We start from the raw sequence: 16463 nt of genomic DNA, 5'->3' as shown, positions 1-16463 counted from the left end.
AATACTCCGTACACAAACAGAATGGCTCCTCGGCGGCGTGTGACGCGGCGCTTGACGGCGCCGCCCGGCACGGCCAGTTTCGCGGCAATGAAAAAAGGGAGGATGAAACATGTGGCTGAGGCAGGTGGCGCTCGTCGCGCATGATCTCGAACCGGTTGTGGCGGAGCTTGAGGCGGTGCTGGGGCTCAAGGTCGCCTTCCGCGATCCGGGCGTCGCCATATTCGGCCTCGTCAATGCGGTGATGCCGGTCGGCGGCGAGTTTCTCGAAGTCGTGCAGCCCGTGAAGGACGACGCCTCGGCACTTCGCTATCTCCATCGCCGCGGCGGCGATGCAGGCTACATGCTGATCTTCGAGGTGGCGGATGCGTTGGCGCACCGCGAGCGTGTGTTGGGCCTCGGCGCGCGTCAGATCGCGGCGATGGACAAGCGTTATGTCTTCACCCATTTCCACCCGGCCGATTTCGGTGGCGTGCTGACCTCGATCGACAGCGTGAAGGGCGTGGAGAATTGGCTCGACCCGGACAGCGACTGGCCGCCCGCAGGCGATGACTGGCGCAAGGCGAAAGCCACGAATGCGACGGCCATTCTCGGCGCGACCGTGCAGACGAAAGCCCCTGCCGCACTCGCCGCCCGCTGGGGTGAATTGCTCGCCGTGCCGGTGGAGGAGGGCAAGGGCGCCCCGTCGCTCCGCCTCACTCGCGGCAATGTCCGCTTCATTGAGCCTGTGGATGCAGACGGCACCGGCGTCACCGGCATCGACATCGCAATGTCAGACCCCGCCGCCGCACTCGCCAAGGCCCGCGAGCGCGACCTGCCGGTCGAAGGCAACAGCGTCACCATCTGCGGCACGCGCTTCACGCTTCATCAGGCGTGAGCCTAAACAAAAGAGGCCGGAGCTTTCGCTCCGGCCTTTCCGTCTCTCTGAACCGTAAGGCTCAGACCGAGTAGTACATGTCGAACTCGACCGGGTGCGGCGTCATTTCGTAACGCAGGCATTCTTCCCACTTCAGTTCGAGATAGGCGTCTATCTGCTCGTCGGTGAAGACGTTGCCCTTGGTCAGGAACTTGCGGTCCGCATCGGCCGCGACCAGCGCTTCGCGCAGGCTGCCGCAAACGGTCGGGATGTTCTTCAGCTCTTCCGCCGGCAGGTCGTAGAGGTTCTTGTCCATCGGCGCGCCCGGATCGATCTTGTTCTCGATGCCGTCGAGGCCCGCCATCGCCATCGCGGCGAAGGCGAGATAGGGGTTCGCCGTCGGATCGGGGAAGCGGATTTCGATTCGCTTCGACTTCGGCGACGTGCCATGCGGGATGCGGCAGGAGGCCGAACGGTTGCGCGCCGAATAGGCGAGCAGCACAGGCGCTTCATAGCCCGGCACGAGGCGCTTGTAGCTGTTCGTGCTGGGGTTGGTGAAGGCATTGAGCGCCTTGGCGTGCTTCAGGATGCCGCCGATATACCAGAGGCATTCCTGGCTGAGGTCGGCATACTTGTTGCCCGCGAAGAGCGGCTTGCCGTCCTTCCAGATCGACTGGTGGCAGTGCATGCCCGAGCCGTTGTCGCCGAACACCGGCTTCGGCATGAAGGTCGCCGTCTTGCCGAAGGCCTGCGCGACGTTGTGGATCACATACTTGTAGATCTGCATGTGGTCCGCAGCCTTGGTCAGCGTCTGGAACTTGGTGCCAAGCTCGTGCTGCGCCGCCGCCACTTCGTGGTGGTGCTTTTCGATGTGGACGCCCATCTCTTCCATGACGGTCAGCATCTCGCCGCGGAGATCCTGGCAGGAGTCGATCGGGTTTGCCGGGAAGTAGCCGCCCTTGGTGCGCGGACGGTGGCCGAGGTTGCCCGTCTCATAATGCGTATCCGTGTTGGTCGGCAGTTCGACGGAGTCGAGCTCGAAGCCGGTCTTGTACGGATTGGCGGAGAACTTCACGTCGTCGAAGATGAAGAATTCGGCTTCCGGGCCGAACACGATCGTGTCGCCGATGCCGGACGACTTCACATAGGCTTCGGCCAGCTTCGCCGTGCCGCGCGGGTCGCGGGCATAGGGCTCGCCGGTCGAGGGCTCGAGAATGTCGCAGAAGACGGCAAGCGTCGTCTGGGCATAGAACGGGTCGATCACAGCCGTTGCCGTGTCGGGCAGCAGGACCATGTCGGACTCGTTGATCGCCTTCCAGCCGGCAATCGACGAACCGTCGAACATCGTGCCCTCGGCCCAGAAGTCGTCATCGCAGAAGCCGACATCGAAAGTGACATGCTGCATCTTGCCGCGCGGATCGGTGAAGCGCAGGTCGATGTACTTCACGTCCTTTTCCTTGATGACGTCCTGAATAGATTTGCCAGCCATTTGGTCCTCTTTTCCCTGTTGTCCTTTAGGGGTTCTTGCGTTGGGCTTTCGCCCTCTCGTGGATGTATCGCGCGGCGGTATGGGGGCCGCTGCGCGCCTTCGTATCGGGGGTCAATGCGTAGTCGTTATCGCCGCTCCTTCGTGTCCGCTAGATGGCTTCCGATCCGGTTTCCCCGGTGCGGATGCGGATCGCTTCCTCGACATTGGAAATGAAAATCTTGCCGTCGCCGATGCGGCCAGTGCGCGCGGCTGCCTGGATCGCTTCCACAGCCTTCGCCACCAGCTCGTCGTTCAGCACGACCTCGATTTTCACCTTCGGCAGAAAATCGACGACATATTCGGCGCCGCGATAAAGCTCCGTATGTCCCTTCTGCCGGCCGAAGCCCTTGGCTTCCGTAACGGTGATGCCCTGAAGTCCCACTTCCTGCAGCGCCTCTTTCACTTCGTCGAGCTTGAACGGCTTGATGATTGCCTCGATCTTTTTCATTCGCTGACTTCCTTGTTCATGGGCTCGCCGCCCGCAACCATGTACAGACTGGTTAGCACGGCTCGTGCCAACCGCACCGGAGGGCGAAGCCCTAGTGAAATCAATAGGTTGAATTCCTGCGCGTTGCAGCGTGCTGCTATTTTATGCAGAAGAAATGCACAAAATATAGGCTAATTGGCTAAAATAGTGGCTGCGCGTTAATCAACCCTTCCGGACATGAGGAAATCCGCCAGCTGGCGGGCAGGGCAGACCCGATTGACAGCACCCGCTCGCCCCGCGACAACCGCAGGCAATCGGGCATTCGCGAAGCAACGAGGCAGGCGGCATGCGGGCGGCAAACGGCGTTTTTTCGGCTCTCGGCACCACCATCTTCACTGTCATGTCGGCGCTCGCCACCGAGCATGGCGCGATCAATCTCGGCCAGGGCTTCCCGGACGATGAGGGGCCGGATGATGTCCGCGCGACCGCCGCGAAGGCCATCATCGACGGCCCGAACCAGTACCCGCCCATGATGGGCTTGCCCGCGCTCCGTCAGGCCGTCGCCGCCGCCAACAGGCGTTTCTACGGCCTCGACATCGACTGGCAGAAGGAAGTCATGGTGACATCCGGCGCCACCGAGGCGCTGGCCGACTGCCTGATCGCGCTGCTCAATCCGGGCGACGAGGCGATCATCTTCGAGCCCGCCTATGACAGCTACCGGCCGGTGATCGAGGCGTCGGGCGCGAAAGTCGTCCCCGTGCCGCTCTCGCCGCCGGACTGGTCGCTCCCATTCGCGGAGATCGAGGCGGCTTTCACGGCGCGCACCAAGCTCGTCCTTCTCAATTCGCCGATGAACCCCGTCGGCAAGGTCTTCTCCCGCGCTGAACTTACGCGCCTTGCCGGGTTGATCGTCCGCCACGACGCCTATGCCGTCTGTGACGAGGTCTATGAGCATCTCGTCTTTTCCGGCCACAGCCACGTCCCGCTGATGACGCTGCCCGGCATGCGCGAGCGCACCCTCCGCATCGGCTCGGCGGGCAAGACCTTCTCGCTCACCGGCTGGAAGATCGGCTATGTCACCGGCCCCGCGCATCTGATGGAAGTCGTCGGCAAGACGCACCAGTTCGTCACCTTCACCACGCCACCCGCATTGCAATCCGCCGTCGCCTACGGCCTCGGCAAGGATGATGACTACTTCGCAAGCCTCGCCTCATCGCTCGAGGCGAAGCGCGATCTTCTCTCGGATGGTCTGCGCGAGGCGGGCTTCGATGTGCTGCCCGCGGATGGCACCTACTTCGTGAGCGCTGATTTCCGCTCTCTCGGATTCAACGGCACGGATGAGGAGTTCTGCCGCGAGATCACCGTGAAGGCGAAGGTCGCCGCCATCCCGCTCTCCGCCTTTTATTCGACGCCCGATGCGCCGAGCCATCTCGTGCGCTTCTGCTTCTGCAAGCAGGACGCGATCCTGAAGGAAGCAAGCGCGCGGCTGAAAGCTTACGCGAAGGGCGGCACGGCGTGACGCTGAACGCGCAGCGCCGCGATGCCGCCTCCGGCAAGGGGGAATGGCTCGTCGTTTTCCTGCATGGCTTCGGTTCCACCGGCGCCGACCTGATAGCTTTTGCCGATTACTGGCAAGGCTCCATGCCGAATACCGCCTTCGTCGCGCCCGATGGCCCGATCGAAACGAAAGATGGCGGCTTTCAATGGATCGGCAAGCGCCCGGCAGGCGATCCGAAACTCTATGACGATGCGGTGGACGCCGCGCCGCGGCTCCATGCCTTCATCGACGCCGAACTCGCGCGCGTGGGGCTCGATGCCTCGCGCCTCGCGCTGGTCGGCTTCAGCCAGGGCACGGTGATGGCGCTGCATCTAGGGCTCCGCCGCGCCGTCGCGCCCGCAGCCGTGCTTGGCTATTCGGGCGGTCTCGTCGGGGCTGACAGATTGAAGGACGAAATGACGTCGAAGCCGCCGGTCATGCTCGTTCATGGCGAGCAGGATCGGCTCGCACCGCTCTACGGGATGATGACCTCTGTGAAGGCGATGACGGAGGCGGGGATCGTCTGTCAGGGCGTGCCGCTGCCGAACCTCGGCCATGCCGTCAATGCCGATGCGCTGATCTATGGCGCCCGCTTCCTTCTCTCCGCCTTTGCCTTCCGCGACAAGCACGGTGCCTGACGCAGCGGCGCCGCGCCGCATCAAGGCCCGCTGGACAGGCCGGATGCAGCCGTTATTCTTCCCGGCAAATGGTTAGCGCCACGAACTAATAAGTATCAGGGAGACTTCCGATGTCCGACATCAAGCTCGACGACCGCATGCCCGTACTGGTCGGTTGCGGCCAGCTCGTCCAGAAGGAAAAGGATGTCGAAAAGGCGAAGTCGCCGATGCATCTGATGGCCGATGCGGCCGAAGCCGCCGCCGCCGATACCGGCCTCGGCAAGAAGCTCTGGGACCTCGTCGACAATGTGACGACGGTCCGCTTCATTACCGACAGCCCGGATTCGGCGCGCCTTCCCTTCGGCCGCTATCCGAATGCGGCAAAGACGCTGGCGAACCTGCTCGGCGCGAACCCCTCAAAAACCTGCTACGGCCCGACTGGCGGCAACACGCCCCAGCTCCTCGTGAACCACACGGCAGAACTCATTTCCCGCGGCGAAACCGAGATCGCGCTTGTGGCCGGTTCGGAATGTTTCGGTACGCTGATGCGCGCGCTGGGGCAGGGCAAGATGCTCCCCTGGCACGATGAGAACCCCGGTGGCGAACGCATCGACATCGGCGTCGAAAAGCTCGGCGTCACCGAAGTCGAGAAGCGCCACAAGCTGCAGTTTCCGGTCAACATCTATCCGATGTTCGAAAACGCAATCCGCGGCGCGGCTGGCCGCAGCGTGAAGGATCATCAGCTTGCGATCGGCCGGCTCATGGCGCCCTTCACCGAGATTGCCGCCAAGCACCCGCAGGCCTGGTTCCCGATTGCGCGCACGGCAGAGGAAATCGCCACGCCGACCGATGACAACCGTTATGTCGGCTTTCCGTACACGAAGTATATGAATGCCATCATGCAGGTCGATCAGGCCGCCGCCGTGGTGATGATGTCGGTGAAGAAGGCGCGCGAGCTTGGCGTGCCGCAGTCGAAATGGGTCTTCCTCCATGGCTGCGCCGATGCGAACGATCTCTGGTATCCGACAGAGCGCGTGAACTATCATTCCTCGCCCGCCATCCGCATGATGGGCAAGAAGGCGTTTGCCATGTCGGGCTGGTCCATCGATCAGATCGACTATTTCGATCTCTATTCCTGCTTCCCGTCTGCCGTGCAGATCGGCCGCAACGAGCTCGGCATTGCAGAGGACGATCCGCGCGCCCTCACCGTCACGGGCGGCCTGCCTTACTTTGGCGGTGCGGGTAACAATTATGTCATGCATTCCATCGCCACCATGATCGACAAGCTCCGCGCCAAGCCCGGCACGAAAGGTCTCGTCACTTCGAATGGCTGGTACGTGACGAAGCACGGCCTCGGCCTCTATTCCACAACGCCGCGCGAGGGCAAGTGGGAGCGTGAGAACCCGGCCACCTATCAGGCCGAGATCGACGCCGAGAAGCATCCAAGGGTCGAGGAAAAGCCGAACGGCAAGGCGAAGATCGAGACCTACACCGTGGTGCACGGCCGCGGCGGCCCGGAATTCGCCATCCTGTTCGGCCGTCTCGCCGAAAACGATGCCCGTTTCGTCGCCCACACGCCGAACGATCCGGCCACGCTCCAGGAAATGCTGTCGCGCGATCAGCTTGGCCGGAGCGGAACCGTGGCCTCGGCCGCCGATGGCAGCGTTAACATTTTCACGCCGGACTGACGTCGCGAAGGATCATTGGCGGTTGTGGCTTTTTCACACTGCCAATGCGTCCGGTTTGCATGATATGTTCAGTTCAACTTACCGGCCTAAAGAAAGTCAGGCGTAGTCCGGGGTGCGTCCTGATTGATCGAAGCCGTGGGTAGAGATGCGGCCTTGTTGAGATATCAGGGGGGGTTCCCTTGCCAATTGAACTTGTTGGACGCCGCCTTGCGGCTGGCTGTGTTGCCTTGTGCCTTGGCGCGGTTTCTTTTTCCGTCCCGGCTTCTGCCTTTGTCGATGAAATTCGTGGCGGCATCTTCGCGCATGATCCGTTCAGCACGACGCGCGAAGACGATCACGCCGACATCAATGTTGAGCTGGTCTTCGAGACGCCTTCGTTTCTCTCCTGGGCGGGCAATCCGCGCCCGCGCCTTGGCGGCACGCTGAGCGGTGGTCCAGGTACGAGCCTCGTCTATCTGGATGTGCTCGGTTGGACCTTCAACCTCACGGACAATCTCTTCATCGACGGTGCCATTGGCGGCGCTATTCACGATGGCGATCTGAAGGGCAATCGTCCGGACAAGCGCTATTTCGGCTGCCGTGCGAATTTCCATCAGAGCGGCTCGATCGGCTACCGCATCACGCCGCAATTGTCGATCATGGCGAGCGTCGAGCACATGTCGAACGCCTCGCTCTGCGATCAGAATGATGGCCTGACAAATGCGGGCATCCGGCTCGGCTATTCCTTCTGAGCAGCCTGCAATCCTGATCGATATGCGCCGCCGGAGAGATACCGGCGGCATTTTTCTTACCAGAGCCAGGTTTCGGGATCGGCCACCGCCTTGCCGTCCAGCGCCAGCATGAAGCCCTTGATCGAGCGGATCAGATACCAGACGAGCGTTGCGAAACCGAGCAGGAAGCCAATGCCAATGACCAGCGTCACGGCGCTGATCACACTGAAGAGAAGCCCGATCCAGAAGGTGCGGATCTGGAAGGTGTAATGCGAGACGGCAATCGCTGGCGCGTCGCCCCGCTTCAGATAGGCGACAATGACGCCGGCAATGGCGGTGATAGCCGTCGCAACCCCGATGAAGTAGAGAACGTAAATGAGCTTTGCGGCATCAAGATCGCCTGCGGCGGGCTGAACGGCGGGCGGCTGCGTCTCGGACATGGAGGCCTCCTCTGATGAGTCGCTGCTTAAAAGGCTATCCCTTTCAGACCGGCTCTTCCATCTGCCTTGCAATCCGCTTCAGCCTCGCCGACAAACGGGGCATCGGGAATTGAAGCAGGACGAGAACCCATGCCCACTATTTACATGATCCGCCATGGCGAAGCCGCTGCGGGCTGGGACGCCGATATGGACCCCGGCCTGTCGGAAAAGGGCCGCGCCCAGTCGGAAGCCGTCGCCCGAGAGATCGAGACGCGCGTGGGACGGAAGCTGCCAATTCTCACATCGCCTCTGCGCCGCTGTCGCGAGACGAGCGAGCCGCTGGCGACACTCTGGGGCCGCGTACCCTATATCGAGCCCCGCGTCGCCGAAGTCCCCTCCGCCGTCGAAGACCTCGCCGAGCGCGGCGTCTGGCTCCGCCGTCTCATGGCAGGCACATGGGCGGAGGCGAGCTTGCCGGAGAACAATGGCAATGGTGCGCTCGATCTTGTCGCCTGGCGCAATGCTGTCGGCACGGCGCTGACGGAACTCACCGACGACACGGTGATCTTCTCGCATTTCATCGCGATCAATGTCGCCGCTGGCCTCGCCACGGGCGACGACCGCCTCGTCTGTTTCCGCCCCGACAATTGCTCGGTGACCGTGTTCGAAACATCCGGCAAGGCATTGAAGCTGGTGGAGCAGGGCAGGGAAGCCGATACGAAGGTGAATTGAGCCAGGTCTCGAAATCATCAATTCCCTGCCGCATTTGCAGGTCTATAGTGCGGCCATGAAACCGCCCGCTGATTCCATCGAGCTCCTCTCCGTCGCTGAGATGACCCGCGCCGACGCCATGACCATCGCGCGCGGCAAGGCGGGCATTACCCTTATGGAGAATGCGGGTGCGGCGGTGGCGCGGGAAATCGTTGCGCGCTTCCGGCAAGGGCCGGTGTCGGTCCTGTGCGGGCCGGGCAATAATGGCGGTGACGGTTTTGTTGCGGCGCGCCTGCTGGCGGAGCAGGGCTGGCCTGTCACACTTTTCCTGCTGGGCAGGCGCGATGCGCTGAAAGGCGATGCGGCGATTGCGGCGGACCGCTGGACGGGCGCCATTCATGCGCTCGATGCCGATGCCGGGCGCGGTGCCTCGCTCGTGGTCGATGCGATCTTCGGCGCCGGGCTTGCCCGCGACGTCGAAGGAGTCGCCGCAGAAGCGATCAAGCGCATCAACGAGGCGCGTATCCCCGTGGTGGCGGTCGATGTACCAAGCGGCATCGACGGCGACACAGGCGCCATGCGCGGCGCAGCCTTTGCCGCCGCACTCACCGTCACCTTCTTCCGCGCGAAACCGGGCCACCTGCTGCTGCCGGGCAGGCTTTATTGCGGCGAGGTCAAGGTTGCAGATATCGGCATTGATGCCGCCGTGCTGTCCGAGATCAGGCCTGCGGCGTTCCTGAACGCGCCGCCTCTCTGGGCGCACGCCTTCCCGCGCCCGCGCCTCGACAGCCACAAATATACGAAGGGCCATGCCGTCGTCGTCTCAGGCGGTGCGTCGCATACGGGTGCTGCGCGCCTTGCCGCCCGCGGCGCGCTCCGGGCAGGCACCGGCCTCGTCACCGTCGCTTCGCCGCCCTCGGCACTCCTCATCAATGCCGCGCAACTCACTTCCATCATGCTGCAGGTCTTCGACGGCGCGGACGATCTCACCGCCATTCTCGAGGACAAGCGCAAGAACGCATTGCTGATCGGTCCCGGCGCGGGCGTCGGCCCCGCCACGCGCGAGAATGTGCTGGCCGCGCTCCTCTCCGGCGCCGCCACCGTGCTCGATGCCGATGCGCTCACGTCATTTGCCGAAATCCCGCGCGACCTCCTCGTCGCCATCAAGGGCTATTTCGCGGGCCCCGTGGTGATGACGCCGCATGAGGGCGAGTTCGCCCGCCTTTTCCCAAAAATCGTGGAGGAGGGCGGCTCGAAGCTCGACCGCGCCCGCAAGGCGGCTGCCGAGGCCGCTGCCATCATTATCCTCAAGGGCGCCGACACCGTGGTCGCGGCGCCCGATGGCCGCGCCACCATCGCCCGCAATGCCGGGCCGGAACTGGCCACCGCAGGCTCTGGCGATGTGCTCGCAGGCATCGTTCTGGCTCTCCTGGCGCAGGGTATGCCACCCTTCGAGGCCGCCGCCGCCGCCGTCTGGCTCCACGGCGAGGCAGGGCGGTATTTCGGCCCTGGCCTCATTTCGGAAGACCTCCCCGAGATGCTGCCCGCGGTATTCCGCGACCTCTTGCCCGCCCTTTGAGCCTCTCGTCCAAATTCGCGGCTTTTGCTGGCGTTCCCCCCATGCCCTTGATATAGAGAGCGCCAAATTGGGGACCGGCTGGCCTTTCGGGGCACGCCAGCGCCCTTCTCGCGGGCGTGGCGGAATTGGTAGACGCGCTGGATTTAGGTTCCAGTGCCGCAAGGCGTGGGGGTTCGAGTCCCTCCGCCCGCACCAGGCCGGAAGCCCGGCACATGAAAATGGATTGGACGATGCAGGTCACGGTTACGAACGCGGACGGATTGAAGCGCGAATTGAAGATTCAGGTTCCGGCCAAGGATCTGGAAGCCAAGCTTGGCGCGAAGCTCGACGAGCTGAAGAACCAGGTCCGCCTCAAGGGCTTCCGCCCCGGCAAGGTGCCGCTCAGCCATCTGCGCAAGACCTTCGGCAAGCAGGTCATGGGCGAGGTGATCCAGGAGACGGTCGGCGAATCGACCCAGAAGGCGATCGAGGGTGAGTCCCTCCGTCCCGCCTTCCAGCCCGCGATCGACCTCGAAGGCGAAATCCAGGATGTTATCGACGGCAAATCCGACCTCACCTTCAAGATGAGCTTCGAAGTCATCCCGGCCTTCGAACTTGCGGACTTTTCGAAGGTTTCGCTGGAGCGCCTCACCTCCGACGTGAAGGATGAGGAGATCGACGAGGCCGTCAAGCGCCTCGCCGAAAACCAGAAGAATTTCGAAGCCCGCGCCGAAGGCGCGAAAGCCGAGACCGGCGACCTCCTCACAATCGACTTCGTCGGCAAGATCGGCGGTGACGCATTCGATGGCGGCTCCGCCGAGGACGCCAATCTGGAGCTCGGCTCGGGCCGCTTCATTCCCGGCTTCGAGGAACAGCTTGTCGGCGCCAAGGTCGGTGACGAAATCGAAGTGAAGGTGACCTTCCCGGCCGAGTACGGCGCCGAACATCTCGCCGGCAAGGACGCCGTCTTCGATGTGAAGGTGAAGGAAGTGAAGGCGCCGGCAGAAGTGAAGGTGGATGACGAGTTCGCCAAGCGCTTCGGCCTCGATAGCCTCGAAAAGCTCCGCGAGGCGCTCGCCGAACAGATGAAGAGCGACTATGCCCGCATGTCGCGCCAGCATCTGAAGCGCGCCATGCTCGACAAGCTCGACGAGCTGCACAGCTTCGAGCTGCCGCCGACCATGGTCGAGCAGGAGTTCAACCAGATCTGGCAGCAGTTCGAGCATGAGCTGCAGCACCAGAACAAGACCGCCGCCGATCTCGACGAGCCGGAAGAGGAAGTACGCGCCGAGTACCGCAAGATCGCCGAACGCCGCGTCCGCCTCGGTCTCGTGCTGGCCGAAGTCGGCGAGAAGAATGCAATCACCGTGACCGAACAGGAGCTGAACCAGGCGCTTGCCGAGCGCGCCCGCCAGTTCCCCGGCCAGGAGCGGCAGGTGTTCCAGTTCTACCAGCAGAACCCGCAGGCCGTTCAGGAACTGCGTGCTCCGATCTTCGAGGACAAGGTGGTGGACTTCATCGCCGAACTCGCGACCGTGACCGACAAGCTGGTGAGCCGCGACGAACTCTTCACCGACCCGGACGCGGATGAGCATGATCACGACCACGATCATGTCCATGACGAAAACTGCGATCACGACCATGACCACGACCACGACCACGATCATGGCGACGCCAAGCCGGCCAAGAAGCCCGCGGCGAAGAAGGCCGCTGCCAAGAAGGACGAGGACGGCGAGAAGAAGCCCGCCGCCAAGAAGGCCGCTCCCAAGAAGAAGAAAGAAGACTGAGCGGCGCTTCCTTCGCTCCAGACATCAAAGGCCCGGCTTTGCGCCGGGCCTTTTTGTTACCGCTGTCCCGCCGCGAGCCGGTTTAACTCGTGCAGCGACGCCGAATATTCGACGAAGGCTCGCGGACAAATCTTGCGCGCCTCTTCCAGTGGCTCCTTCGCGCGCCGGTCGCCCCGCGCGGCCAGCGCCGCGCCGAGGAAGAAATGCACCTCGCAAAGCTGCTCGCGCTGCACGAAGGGGGTGCCTTCGGCTGCCTTGTCGAACAGGGCTTCCCGGTCCAGCGCGCCGATGAAATGGTTGAAGATCGGGCGCGGCCAGGTCACGCCGAAGGATTCGGCATGGGATTGCAGAATGGCCGGCTGAGGCCCGCCCGTGCGGAGATGGACGAGGTGCAGCCAGAGAGCTGGAAAGATGTAGGACGGGTTGGCCGCAAGCGCCGCTTCGAGTTCCTTCCTCGCGACCGCCATCCGGCCCAAGTGATAATTCGCCCTGCCGCGTCCGTAGTGGGCGAAGCTCTCGTCGGGATCGAGGCCGGTAGCCGCGTCGAGATCGCGCAGCGCGCCTTCGAAATTCCCGGCAGCGATGCCGGAAACGCCGCGCGCGAGAAGGGCTCGCGCATTTCGCGGCTGGAGCCTGATCGCCGCGTCGAACTCCTGCTTCGCCCGGTCATAGGCGGCGATGTTGTCGAACTCGATACCGCGCCCGACATGCCCCTGATAGTCGTATGAACCATCGAGCGGTATGGCGGCGATTTCGCTTATGGCCTTCTCGATCTCGCCGAGCTCCGCATAGGCCGTTCCACGCTTGCGACGAGCATGACTCGCGAAAGCCGGATAGTGCTCGATGATCAGACCGTAATCCTCGATCACCGCATGGTGATTGAGATAGCTCTCATGCAGCAAAGCGCGGCCGAGCCGCGAGGGCATATCCGATGGGGCGAGCGCCAGCGCCTCGGTTAGATCGGCGATCGCTTCGTCGTACTGGCCGCCGCGCTCATGCACGGAGCTTCTGAGCCGGTATGAGGCGGCACTCGGCGCGAGCCTGATTGCTTCGCTTAAGTCCGCCAGCGCCTTCTCGTCTTCCTTGAGCACGTAGAAAGTCTCCCCCCGCAGCCTGTAGGCCTCCGCCTTCTGGTGGGGCAGCAGAAATGGCGAGCCGGTCGCCGCCGTAAGCCGGTCGATGGCGAGGTCGGTGTCTGCGGCGCGGTAGGCCTTGCGTGCCTCTGCCAGTCCGCTTGCGAAAGTGACGTAGATCGTCTGCGCGCCGGCAAGGGCGAGCAGGACGAGCAGCCCCGCGCCCGCAATGAGTCCGATCCTCTTGATGCCCGGCATTCGCTCCCTCCGTCGTCCGTCGCCGATTGTGGCTGAATGAAGACAGGTCGTCGTTAGGATTTTGTTAGTAAAAAACTTCGCCTGCCCAAGAAAAACCTGTTGCAAGGACTCGGCGATACCTATATCTCCGCGCATCACAAGACGCACACGCACGTGCCGCTGGCCCATCGCAGGTTTATGCAACGACGGAAAGCGTCCTTTTTGGATCACGCCGGACTCTGAAAGAGCCGGGTCTGAAAAAGGGTGTTTACGATGTTCGCTTCCGAGCAGGGCCGCCGTGCCCGTTCGCGCATCTCCACGAAATCCGCCGCCAAGTCGGTTCCGGCCACCAAGCCGGTATCTGCCAAGGCATCATCGCGCCGCAAGCCGCGCCTTCGCCTCGTGCCGAAGGCGGCCGAGCTGCCGCTCGAGCGGGGCGGCCTGCCCCCCAAGATCGCGCGCTATCTCGCGACGGCTGACATTCCCTCGCCCTGCCTTGTGGTCGATGTCGACATCGTCGCCCACAATTTCGATGAGCTTGCCCGCTCGCTGCCGGCGGCGCGCATCTTCTATGCGGTGAAGGCGAACCCGGCCGACGAGATCGTCTCGCGGCTCGCGGGCCTCGGCTCCGCCTTCGATACGGCCAGCATGGGCGAGATCGATCTCTGCCTCAGCCACGGCGTGTCGCCCGACCGTCTCTCCTTCGGCAACACGATCAAGAAGGAACGCGACATTGCGGAGGCCTATGCGAAGGGCGTGCGCATGTACGCCTTCGACAGCGCCGCCGAGCTCGACAAGATCGCCCGCGTGGCGCCCGGCTCGAAGGTCTATTGCCGCGTGCTGATGGAATGCGAAGGCGCCGAATGGCCGCTCTCGCGCAAGTTCGGCTGCGAGCCCGACATGGCTGCAGACCTGCTCGTGCGCGCGAAGGAACTCGGCCTCGATGCCTATGGCGTTTCCTTCCATGTCGGCTCGCAGCAGACCGACCTCACCCAGTACGACAAGGCGCTGGCGCTTTCGCTGTCGCTCTTCCGCACGCTTGAGGCGCGCGGTGTGAACCTGCGTATGGTCAACATGGGCGGCGGCTTCCCGTCGCGCTACCGCACCGACGTGCCCTCGATTGCCGCCTATGGCGCGGCGATCCGCGAGGCGCTTGCACGTCACTTCGGCGACAATCAGCCGGACGTGATCGTCGAGCCCGGCCGCGGCGTCGTCGGCGATGCCGGCGTCATCCAGGCCGAAGTCGTCCTCGTCTCCGAAAAGGGCGGCGACGATGCGCGACGATGGGTCTATCTCGATGCGGGCAAGTTCCACGGCCTCGCCGAGACGATGGATGAGGCGATCAAGTATCGCCTGCTGACCTCGAAGGATGGCGGCGATACCTCGCCCGTCGTCCTTGCCGGGCCGACCTGCGACAGCGCCGACATCCTCTACGAGAAGACGGATTACCGTCTTCCGTCGAGCCTCGAAGCAGGCGACAAGGTCTGGATCCTCGCAACGGGTGCCTACACGACCACCTATTCGGCGGTCGCGTTCAATGGCTTCCCGCCGCTCGCCAGCGTCTGCATCTGATCGCATTGCGCATTGATGGTTGGGGAAGGGCGCGGCTCTGCCGCGCCCGCCCGCCACATGGATTGAGAATATGAAGATCGTTCAGGAAGAACTCGTCCACGGACCGGCCGTGGAAAAGCTGGTCGCCGAGGCCTTCGGCCCGGACCGCTTTGAAAAGACCGTGTACCGGTTCCGCGATGGCGTGGATGCCGAAGCCTCGCTCTCGCTTGTCGCGCTCGACAAGGGCGAAGTCGTCGGCACGCTCCGCTTCTGGCCCGTCGAAATCGAAGGCGGCACGGCGGCCCTTCTGCTCGGTCCTCTCGTCACCGCGCCTTCGCGCCAGGGTGAGGGCATCGGCAGCCGCCTGATGAAGGCGGGCCTCGCCCGCGCCACGGCCGAAGGCCATCGCATCGTCATTCTGGTCGGCGACGAACCCTATTACCGCCGGTTCGGTTTTACCAGGGCGCTCGCCCGCCGGCTTGAACTGCCGGGCTGGGTCGATCCCGCCCGTTTCCTCGCCCGCGAACTCGTTGCAGGTGCGCTCACGGGCGTTTCCGGCATGGTTGTGCGGGCAGGTGGGACGGAGAAGGCCAGCAAGGCTGCGTAACGCTGCGGCAAGTCCTGCAAGACCATGATGGCAGAAGGGGCGAAATGCGTCATTTCCGCGCCTATATACCTTGCGCTAGTGTTCGGAACCGTCCATTTACCGAATCGGACTAAGCCTTTTCATGCACCCGCATGGAAAAAGCGCCCGCCGGGCCCTTTGCACGAGGGAGGCGCGGCCTGCTAAACAGGCATTCCGGTCCGACGCCCAGGAGAGAATATGAAAGACCCCATCGATACCTACATGAACCTCGTGCCGATGGTGGTCGAACAGACCAACCGGGGTGAGCGCGCCTACGACATTTTCTCGCGCCTGCTGAAAGAGCACATCATCTTCGTGGCCGGTCCGGTCGAGGACGGCATGGCAATGCTTGTCACCGCGCAGCTTCTCTTCCTCGAGGCGGAAAACCCGAAGAAGGAAATCTCGATGTACATCAATTCGCCAGGCGGCATTGTGACATCGGGCCTCGCCATCTACGACACGATGCAGCACATCCGCCCGCCGGTTGCGACCGTCTGCATGGGCCAGGCGGCTTCGATGGGCTCGCTCCTTCTCGCTGCCGGCGAAAAGGGCATGCGTCACGCCCTGCCGAATGCGCGCATCATGGTTCACCAGCCCTCGGGCGGCTTCCAGGGCCAGGCGACCGACATCGAAATCCATGCGCGTGAGACGATCGCGATTCGCGAGCGGCTCAACCAGATCTATGTGAAGCACACGGGCCAGAGCCTGAAAGCGGTCGAAGATGCGCTGGAACGCGACAACTTCATGAGCCCGGAACGCGCCAAGGAATTCGGCATCATCGACCATATCGGTGTCGAGCGGTCTGCCGACGGCGCGAAAAAAGGCTGAAATTAGCGCCACTTTGCGGCATTTCGCCTCGCACCTGCCGCCCGGACGGGCGGGGGTTGCACAAGATTCGGGCCGTTGCGGCGCAGGGAACCGCCATTTTTCGAGGCATGGCGAGCCTTTTCGCGGGTAATGAAATGTTGATCCCCCCGCGAATAACATGCTCGTATGGCAGTGGGGCGAGGGTTTCCAGCATCCGTTTCGCGGTGTCAGGCGTACACGAAACGGGCGCCTTGAAAGGGCCCCGGATGGCAGGCACGGTTGGTGCATCGGAAATCAGCCAGGCATGTCCGGCCGGGTCTGTGGGTTACTAAGGA

Annotated in this window: 15 protein-coding genes and 1 tRNA gene; 12 read left to right on the top strand and 4 right to left on the bottom strand. The window is 63.3% G+C overall.

Features of this window, described 5'->3' with window-relative positions; all coding sequences use genetic code 11:
• Nucleotides 1-109 precede the first annotated feature (109 nt).
• Entirely contained in the window at nt 110-874 is a 765-nt protein-coding gene (locus ACK4FH_RS13400; RefSeq protein ID WP_409814545.1) for a hypothetical protein, read from the top strand.
• A 61-nt stretch (nt 875-935) separates the two neighbouring features.
• Here the strand turns inward: ACK4FH_RS13400 and glnA are convergent, their stop codons facing one another.
• On the bottom strand, nt 936-2342 hold the full coding sequence (gene glnA, locus ACK4FH_RS13395) for a type I glutamate--ammonia ligase (protein WP_409814542.1): 1407 nt from the start codon (nt 2340-2342) through the stop codon (nt 936-938).
• Between the two features lie 148 nt (nt 2343-2490).
• Nucleotides 2491-2829, bottom strand: coding sequence for a P-II family nitrogen regulator (locus tag ACK4FH_RS13390; RefSeq protein WP_409814540.1), 339 nt, complete (start codon nt 2827-2829; stop codon nt 2491-2493).
• A gap of 325 nt (nt 2830-3154) precedes the next feature.
• Here ACK4FH_RS13390 and ACK4FH_RS13385 point away from each other — a divergent pair, with 325 nt between their 5' ends.
• The 4 genes from ACK4FH_RS13385 (at nt 3155) to ACK4FH_RS13370 (ending at nt 7381) form a co-directional block, all read left to right on the top strand.
• Nucleotides 3155-4327 carry an aminotransferase gene (locus tag ACK4FH_RS13385; RefSeq protein ID WP_409814537.1) on the top strand — a complete coding sequence of 391 codons (1173 nt, stop codon included), beginning with the start codon at nt 3155-3157 and terminating at the stop codon, nt 4325-4327.
• On the top strand, nt 4324-4983 hold the full coding sequence (locus tag ACK4FH_RS13380; RefSeq protein ID WP_409814534.1) for an alpha/beta hydrolase: 660 nt from the start codon (nt 4324-4326) through the stop codon (nt 4981-4983). Before ACK4FH_RS13385 ends, ACK4FH_RS13380 begins: the two co-directional genes overlap by 4 nt.
• Nucleotides 4984-5093: 110 nt before the next feature.
• The gene (locus tag ACK4FH_RS13375; protein WP_409814533.1) at nt 5094-6650 is read left to right on the top strand and encodes an acetyl-CoA acetyltransferase; all 1557 of its coding nucleotides are present in this window, start codon (nt 5094-5096) and stop codon (nt 6648-6650) included.
• Nucleotides 6651-6829: 179 nt separating this feature from the next.
• Complete coding sequence (locus tag ACK4FH_RS13370; RefSeq protein WP_409814531.1) at nt 6830-7381, top strand: acyloxyacyl hydrolase; 552 nt, start codon at nt 6830-6832, stop codon at nt 7379-7381.
• 56 nt (nt 7382-7437) lie between these two features.
• On the opposite strand, the gene ACK4FH_RS13365 is transcribed toward ACK4FH_RS13370, so the two are convergent.
• Complete coding sequence (locus ACK4FH_RS13365) at nt 7438-7800, bottom strand: DUF4870 family protein (RefSeq protein WP_409814528.1); 363 nt, start codon at nt 7798-7800, stop codon at nt 7438-7440.
• A gap of 129 nt (nt 7801-7929) precedes the next feature.
• Between ACK4FH_RS13365 and ACK4FH_RS13360 the strand changes: the two genes are divergently transcribed.
• The 4 genes from ACK4FH_RS13360 (at nt 7930) to tig (ending at nt 11835) form a co-directional block, all read left to right on the top strand.
• On the top strand, nt 7930-8511 hold the full coding sequence (locus ACK4FH_RS13360) for a histidine phosphatase family protein (RefSeq protein ID WP_409814526.1): 582 nt from the start codon (nt 7930-7932) through the stop codon (nt 8509-8511).
• 55 nt (nt 8512-8566) lie between these two features.
• Complete coding sequence (locus ACK4FH_RS13355) at nt 8567-10069, top strand: NAD(P)H-hydrate dehydratase (protein ID WP_409814524.1); 1503 nt, start codon at nt 8567-8569, stop codon at nt 10067-10069.
• Between the two features lie 110 nt (nt 10070-10179).
• Nucleotides 10180-10264, top strand: a tRNA-Leu gene (locus tag ACK4FH_RS13350).
• A 35-nt stretch (nt 10265-10299) separates the two neighbouring features.
• The gene (gene tig / locus ACK4FH_RS13345) at nt 10300-11835 is read left to right on the top strand and encodes a trigger factor (RefSeq protein ID WP_409815311.1); all 1536 of its coding nucleotides are present in this window, start codon (nt 10300-10302) and stop codon (nt 11833-11835) included.
• A 56-nt stretch (nt 11836-11891) separates the two neighbouring features.
• On the opposite strand, the gene ACK4FH_RS13340 is transcribed toward tig, so the two are convergent.
• The gene (locus tag ACK4FH_RS13340) at nt 11892-13166 is read right to left on the bottom strand and encodes a tetratricopeptide repeat protein (RefSeq protein WP_409814521.1); all 1275 of its coding nucleotides are present in this window, start codon (nt 13164-13166) and stop codon (nt 11892-11894) included.
• A gap of 252 nt (nt 13167-13418) precedes the next feature.
• Here ACK4FH_RS13340 and ACK4FH_RS13335 point away from each other — a divergent pair, with 252 nt between their 5' ends.
• From ACK4FH_RS13335 to ACK4FH_RS13325, 3 genes are all read left to right on the top strand, one after another.
• Nucleotides 13419-14717: a type III PLP-dependent enzyme gene (locus ACK4FH_RS13335; RefSeq protein ID WP_409814519.1), complete on the top strand. Its 1299-nt coding sequence runs from the start codon at nt 13419-13421 to the stop codon at nt 14715-14717.
• Between the two features lie 70 nt (nt 14718-14787).
• Nucleotides 14788-15303 (top strand): GNAT family N-acetyltransferase, encoded by a 516-nt coding sequence (locus ACK4FH_RS13330; protein WP_409814517.1) that lies wholly within the window; start codon nt 14788-14790, stop codon nt 15301-15303.
• Between the two features lie 216 nt (nt 15304-15519).
• On the top strand, nt 15520-16149 hold the full coding sequence (locus tag ACK4FH_RS13325) for an ATP-dependent Clp protease proteolytic subunit (protein WP_409814515.1): 630 nt from the start codon (nt 15520-15522) through the stop codon (nt 16147-16149).
• Nucleotides 16150-16463: the final 314 nt, after the last annotated feature.

The sequence above is a fragment of the Parvibaculum sp. genome (assembly GCF_046297875.1).
Taxonomy (GTDB): domain Bacteria; phylum Pseudomonadota; class Alphaproteobacteria; order Parvibaculales; family Parvibaculaceae; genus Parvibaculum.
This window is presented reverse-complemented; position numbering and strand designations above follow the sequence as displayed.